Consider the following 6,336-nt stretch of genomic DNA (forward strand, 5'->3'; position numbering starts at 1 on the left):
ATGCTTGCGCGCAGTGTCCAGATAGAAGCGGATCGTGCAGAAGCTTTGCGCTCCGGCAAAGGTGCGAAAGCAACCCGAGATTTTTTGCTTGACCTTGGGCATCCGGATGACCCGCTCGGCCAAGTTGTTCGTGAAAGGCACCGACAGGTCACGCGCAAAGCGCAGCACCTCTTGCTCATGATCGCGCAGGCGTCGCAGCAAATTGAACGCATCCGACTGCTTGGCCCGTCCACGTTTTCCCGGCTCCTTGACGCGTTGCGGGTTGAGCGCTTGCCCCTCATCCAACAGGGCACGGTAGCGTCTTATCCAACGCAGCAGTTGGCGTGACTGCACCGCAGTGATTCCCTGTGTGCGAGCCCGTTCGCAGCCTCGATGCGCTGCCAGCAGCATGTCCATCATGCGTTGCGGTCAAGCTTGGCCACTGCTCTGGGCCAAGAAGGTCAGCTCGCGCAGACGGCGCTGGCCTTGCTGTCCGCGCGTCTTTCGTCGGTCTTCAGCGCCGCAGCTGCGCGATCAGCGCCACGATCTCCGCGAAGACCGCATGGCCGGTCGATGCGGCGACGTCGATCACCTGGCTGTGGCGGTAGTAGGGGCTCAGGTCCAGCCCCACGCCCAGGCCGCCGATCCCGATGCGGCCGGCCTGTTCGTGGCGTGCGACGACATCGCGCAGGTGGTGCTCCAGGTAGTGGGCGTCGTTGGCCAGTTCGGTGGCGCTGTCCATCGGCGAGCCGTCTGAGACGACCAGCAGCACCTTGCGTTCCTCGCCGCGTGCGAGCAGGCGGGCGCATGCCCAGTGGACGGCTTCTGCGTCGATCCCTTCGCGAAACAGATCCGCCTTCAGCAGGGCAGCGATGGCCGGCCGTGCGCGGCGCCAGGGCGTCGCGGCGGCCTTGAACACCATGTGGCAGCGCTCGTTGAGGCGCCCGGGGTGCGGCGGGCGGCCGGCGCGCTGCCAGTCGCGCCGCGCGCGGCCGCCGTTCCACGCGCCGGTGGTGTAACCCAGAATCTCGCTCGTCACGCCTGCCTGTTCGAGGGCGCGCGACAGCACGTCGACCAGCATGGCCACCGATTCGGCGTGCTCCTGCATCGAGCCGGAGCAATCGATGAGGAAGGTCAGCGCGCAGTCCGCCACGGGTTCTTGCCGCTCCCTGCGGAACAGCCGTCGCTCGGTCGGCGACGCGATCAGTTGCGCCAGCCGGCGGCCGTCGATGTGGCCTTCTTCCTGGCCGCCATCCCAGCCCTCGCGCGTGGGGTCGGTCAGCAGCGCGCGCAGCTGTCGCGCCAGCCGCGCCACGTTCACGCCCTGCGCGGCGATGCGGCGGTCGATGCGCTCGCGGTGGGCGGCCAGCACCTCCTTGCGCGCCAGCGTGCCGGCGTCCTGCTCGCGGTCGTAGGCAGTCGTGAATACGCGGTAGACGCCGCTGGCATCGTCCAGCACGCGGCTGCGTCCGGCATGCGCGGCCGTGAAGCGCTCGACGATCTCCGCGTCCATGTCGGCCACCAGGCTGAACAGGCCGCGCCGCGTGTCGGTGTCGGCGCCATCGCGCCGGTCTTCGCCGTCGTCGGCTGCGTCGGCCAGCAGCCCGGCCACGGTGCGCGCGATGTCGCGCGCGTGCATCGCGTACGCGGCCTGGTCGGCGCGGTCGCGGCGCAGGCCCGCCAGCGCATGGCCGATGACTGGCGACAGGCAGAATCGGGTGGCTTCCAGCATGTCTTCGGTCTGCTCGACCACCTGCTGCCCGGTGACGCGCGCCCGGCAGATCTGCGCGACGGTGTAGATCAGCAGGCCGCGCGCCGTGTCGGTCATGCCCGAGTGGTGCAAGGCCAGTGACCACTGCGCGTGCCGATGCCGCAGGTTGCGCACCATGCCTGGCATCGCCTCGGGTGCCAGCGCTTCGACGCGGAACTGCTCGAGCATCTCGAAGATGAAGCGCTCGATGGCTTGCTCGGGCTTGAGCGCCGCGTGCAGCGCCGCATCGGAGCCCGCGATGCGCAGCGCCAGGCCGTCGGCCACGCCGCGAAAGGACCTGAAGTCGTCGGTGTCGGCTGACGGATGCAGGTGCGGCGCGAACCAGGGCAGCGGCTCGCGGCCCCGGTGCAGGCGCGGCCCGCGAAAGTGCAAGTCGCGCTCACCGCTGACGGCGCGCACCACGCCCGCGCAGAGTTCGGCCACGCGCTGTTGCTGCCGGATGCGCTGCTGACCGTCGCTCATGGGCCGTGGCGTCAGAGGGGGCAGAGCTGGTGCGATTCCTTCAACTCAAGGTCGAAGCAGCGCTGGAAATACTCGGCGACCAGCGGGCGTTCCGCCTCGTCGCACTTGTTGACGAAGGAAAGCCGGAAGGCCTGGGCCGGGTCCTTGAAGATCTCCACGTTCTCGGCCCAGGTGATCACGGTGCGCGGCGACATCAGCGTCGAAAGGTCGCCCACGGCAAAGCCCTTGCGGGTCAGATCGGCCACGGCGACCATCGCGCGGACCAGCACCGTGCCCGCATCGTTGGCCAACGAAGGCACGCGCGCCTGCACGATCGCCAGCTCTTCGTCGGGCGGCAGGTAGTCGAGCGAGGCGACGATGTTCCAGCGGTCGATCTGCGCATGGTTCAGGCGCTGGGCACCGTGATACAGGCCGTTGAGGTTGCCCAGGCCCACCGTGTTGGCCGTGGCGAACAAGCGCAAGAAGGGGTGCGGGCGCAGCACGCGGTTCTGGTCCATCAGGGTGAACTGTCCGTCGCGTTCCAGGATGCGCTGGATGACGAACATCACGTCCGGCCGGCCGGCGTCGTACTCGTCGAAGATCAGCGCCACCGGGCGTTGCAGCGCCCAGGGCACGATGCCTTCCTGGAACTCGGTGACCTGCTGGCCGCCGCGCAGCACGACGGCGTCCTTGCCCACCAGGTCCGGGCGGCTGATGTGGCCGTCGAGGTTGAGCCGCACGCACGGCCAGTTCAAGCGCGCCGCGACCTGCTCGATGTGCGTGGACTTGCCGGTGCCATGCAGCCCCTGCACCATCACGCGCCGGTCGCGCATGAAGCCCGCCAGGATGGCCAGCGTGACGTCGGGCTGGAAGCGGTAGACGCTGTCGATCCTGGGCACGTGCGCATCGCGCTCGCTGAAGGCGGGCACCTGCAGGTCGCTGTCGATGCCGAAGGTGTCGCGCACGCTCAGCAGGCGGTCGGGTCGAAGGTCGGCGGTGTCGGTCACGGTGTCGTCTTTGGGTGTCTGCACGGGCTCAGGCCTGCACGCGGCTGTCGGGATCGGCGTCTACGGCGATCCGGCTCAGCGCCTGGGCGGCGCGCTGCAGCGCCGGAATCAGCGTCTTTGCCTTGGCCAGGTTCAGCCGCATCACCGGCGCCTGCACGGCCAGGCACAGGTTCGACGGCCCACTGGCGCTGGGCACCAGCATGGCGATGCACAGCAGGCCGGGCAGGAACTCCTCGTTGTCGATGGCGAAGGCGTCCTTTCGAACGCGGGCGATCTCGTGCTCGATCTGCGCCAGGTTCGTCAGCGTCTTCGGGGTGCAGGCCTCCAGCGTACCGTTGGCCAGCAGACGGCGGCGCTGCGCGGCGTCCATCTGCGCCAGAAATATCTTGCCGCTGGCCGAGCAATGCACCGGCACGCGCGAGCCCGGATGCAGATGGAAGCGCAGCGGCGCCACGGTCTCGACGCGGTCCAGGTAGACCACTTCGCTGCCCGAAAGCGCCGTGATGTTGCAGCTTTCGCCCACTTCCTCCACCAGGCGCCGCAGCACGGCATGCCGCGCGCCATGCAGGCTGTCATTGAGCAGCAGGTTTTCCGCCAGTCGCCGCAGCCGCGTGCCCATGCCGTAGTGCCGGCCATCGACCTCGCGCTGCAGCAGGCCGCCGGCTTCCAGCTGCTGAAGCATGCGATGGAGCGTGGGCTTGGGCAGGCCGGTCTCTTCGACCAGGCCCTGCAGCGCGTAGAGCCGGTCCCGGGCGGCGATGGTTTCCAGCAGCGAGAACAGCCGCATCGCCGGCGTGTCGGCGCCGGTTTCGACGCCCTCGGCGCGCGCTTCGAGCTTGGCACTCTTGACGATCTTCATGGCTGCCGATCATAGCCAGATGCGAAAACAGTACATGGCGTTCCGATTTTTTAGATTTGTTTGACGCGCACGCCGGAGCGGCCTATATTCGCGATCAACAAGAAATCGGAACATGTAGTTCCACCTTTTTCCACCCCATCCCGCCACCAGAGACCGAAGGAGACACTCTCATGACCCGGCAACCCACGGCCATCGAACGTTGCGTCGTCAGCGGCGTGCAGAAGATGACGCCTTCCGAAGCCTTCGTCGAGACGCTGGTGGCCCAGGGCGTGAGCGACATGTTCGGCATCATGGGCTCGGCCTTCATGGACGCGATGGACATTTTCGCGCCGGCCGGCATCCGCCTGATTCCGGTGGTGCATGAGCAGGGTGGGGCGCACATGGCCGACGGCTATGCGCGGGTGTCGGGCCGCCATGGCGTGGTGATCGGCCAGAACGGCCCCGGCATCAGCAACTGCGTCACGGCCATCGCGGCTGCCTACTGGGCACACAGCCCGGTCGTGATGATCACGCCCGAAACCGGCACCATGGGCATGGGCCTGGGTGGCTTCCAGGAGGCCAACCAGCTGCCGATGTTCCAGGAGTTCACCAAGTACCAGGGCCACGTCGTCAACCCCAAGCGCATGGCCGAGTTCACGGCGCGCAGCTTCGACCGCGCCATCTCCGAGAACGGGCCGACGCAGCTGAACATTCCGCGCGACTACTTCTACGGCGAGATCCAGTGCGAGATCCCGAAACCGATGCGCATCGAACGCAGCGCCGGCGGCGAGCAGAGCCTGCAGGCCGCGGCCGATCTGCTGGCCACGGCCAAGTTCCCGGTCATCCTGTCTGGCGGCGGCGTGGTGATGGGCGACGCGGTGGAGGAATGCAAGGCCCTGGCCGAGCGCCTGGGCGCGCCCGTGGCCAACGGCTATCTGCGCAACGACTCGTTCCCCGCCAGCCATCCGCTGTGGGCCGGCCCGCTGGGCTACCAGGGCTCGAAGGCGGCGATGAAGCTCATCGCGCAGGCCGACGTGGTCATCGCCCTGGGCTCGCGCATGGGCCCCTTCGGCACGCTGCCGCAGCACGGCATGGACTACTGGCCCAAGGACGCGAAGATCATCCAGGTGGAAGCCGATCACACCAACCTGGGTCTGGTGAAGAAGATCACCGTCGGCATCCACGGCGACGCCAAGGCCACGGCCAAGGCGCTGCTGAAGCGGCTCGAAGGCCGGACGCTGGCCTGCGACGCCACCAAGGCCGAACGCGCCGCGACCATCCAGGCCGAGAAGGACGCCTGGGAGAAGGAATTGGACGAGTGGACGCATGAGCGCGATCCCTTCAGCCTGGACGCCATCGAAGAAGCCAAGGGCGAGAAGACGCCGACCGGCGGCAGCTACCTGCACCCGCGCCAAGTGCTGCGCGAACTGGAGACGGCCATGCCGCCGCGCGTGATGGTCTCCACCGACATCGGCAACATCAACGCCGTGGCCAACAGCTACCTGCGCTTCGAGGAGCCGCGCAGTTTCTTCGCGCCGATGAGCTTCGGCAACTGCGGCTACTCGCTGCCCACCATGATCGGCGCCAAGTGCGCGGCGCCCGACCGCCCCGCCGTGGCCTACGCCGGCGACGGTGCCTGGGGCATGAGCATGGTCGAAATCATGACGGCCGTGCGGCACGACATTCCGGTGACGGCCGTGGTCTTCCACAACCGCCAGTGGGGCGCCGAGAAGAAGAACCAGGTCGATTTCTACAACCGCCGCTTTGTCGCGGGCGAACTGGAGAGCGAGAGCTTCGCCGGCATCGCCAAGTCGATGGGCGCCGAAGGCATCGTGGTCGACAAGCTGGAAGACGTGGGCCCGGCGCTCAAAAAAGCCATCGACATGCAGATGAACGAAGGCAAGACCTGCGTCATCGAAATCATGTGCACACGGGAACTGGGCGACCCGTTCCGCCGCGACGCGCTGGCCAAGCCCGTGCGCTTCCTGGACAAGTACAAGGACTACGTCTGAGCCCGCGCTGACGGTCACTGCCATGACTTCAGCGCTTCTCGCAGAAACGACAAGCGCTCCGGCCACGCATCCACGGCTCGACGACCTGGTTCGTCGGGCGCGTGAGCGCGCGGCCGACGCGCCCCAGCGCATCGCGCTGGTCTACCCGTGCGACAGCGCGGCCATCGGCGCGGCGGCGCGCATCATCGACGCCCAACTTGCGCTACCGGTGCTCGTCGGCCCGCGCGCTGCCATCGCCCAGGCGGCGCTGGCGGCTGGCATCGATATCGCGCGCTTCGAGATCGTCGA

5 protein-coding genes and 1 pseudogene are annotated in these 6,336 nt (G+C 67.9%); 2 read left to right on the forward strand and 4 right to left on the reverse strand.

What is annotated here, in order from left to right; all coding sequences use genetic code 11:
• The 4 genes from VTU_RS28175 to VTU_RS0118305 all read right to left on the reverse strand — a co-directional run.
• The coding region (locus VTU_RS28175; RefSeq protein WP_010106858.1) for an IS66 family transposase at positions 1–399 on the reverse strand (399 nt) is incomplete at its 3' end.
• 94 nt (positions 400–493) lie between these two features.
• The gene (locus tag VTU_RS0118295) at positions 494–2,212 is read right to left on the reverse strand and encodes a cobaltochelatase CobT-related protein (protein WP_010106860.1); all 1,719 of its coding nucleotides are present in this window, start codon (positions 2,210–2,212) and stop codon (positions 494–496) included.
• Positions 2,213–2,223: 11 nt separating this feature from the next.
• On the reverse strand, positions 2,224–3,198 hold the full coding sequence (locus VTU_RS0118300) for an AAA family ATPase (protein WP_029554547.1): 975 nt from the start codon (positions 3,196–3,198) through the stop codon (positions 2,224–2,226).
• A gap of 28 nt (positions 3,199–3,226) precedes the next feature.
• Entirely contained in the window at positions 3,227–4,057 is an 831-nt protein-coding gene (locus tag VTU_RS0118305) for an IclR family transcriptional regulator (protein ID WP_010106864.1), read from the reverse strand.
• Positions 4,058–4,227: 170 nt separating this feature from the next.
• Between VTU_RS0118305 and xsc the strand changes: the two genes are divergently transcribed.
• Together xsc and VTU_RS0118315 are read left to right on the forward strand one after the other, a co-directional pair.
• Entirely contained in the window at positions 4,228–6,048 is a 1,821-nt protein-coding gene (gene xsc / locus VTU_RS0118310) for a sulfoacetaldehyde acetyltransferase (protein ID WP_010106866.1), read from the forward strand.
• A gap of 22 nt (positions 6,049–6,070) precedes the next feature.
• Positions 6,071–6,336: pseudogene (locus tag VTU_RS0118315) on the forward strand (phosphate acyltransferase); the annotation flags it as partial.

It is taken from the genome of Verminephrobacter aporrectodeae subsp. tuberculatae At4 (genome assembly GCF_000193225.1).
Classification (GTDB): Bacteria; Pseudomonadota; Gammaproteobacteria; order Burkholderiales; family Burkholderiaceae_C; genus Acidovorax; species Acidovorax aporrectodeae.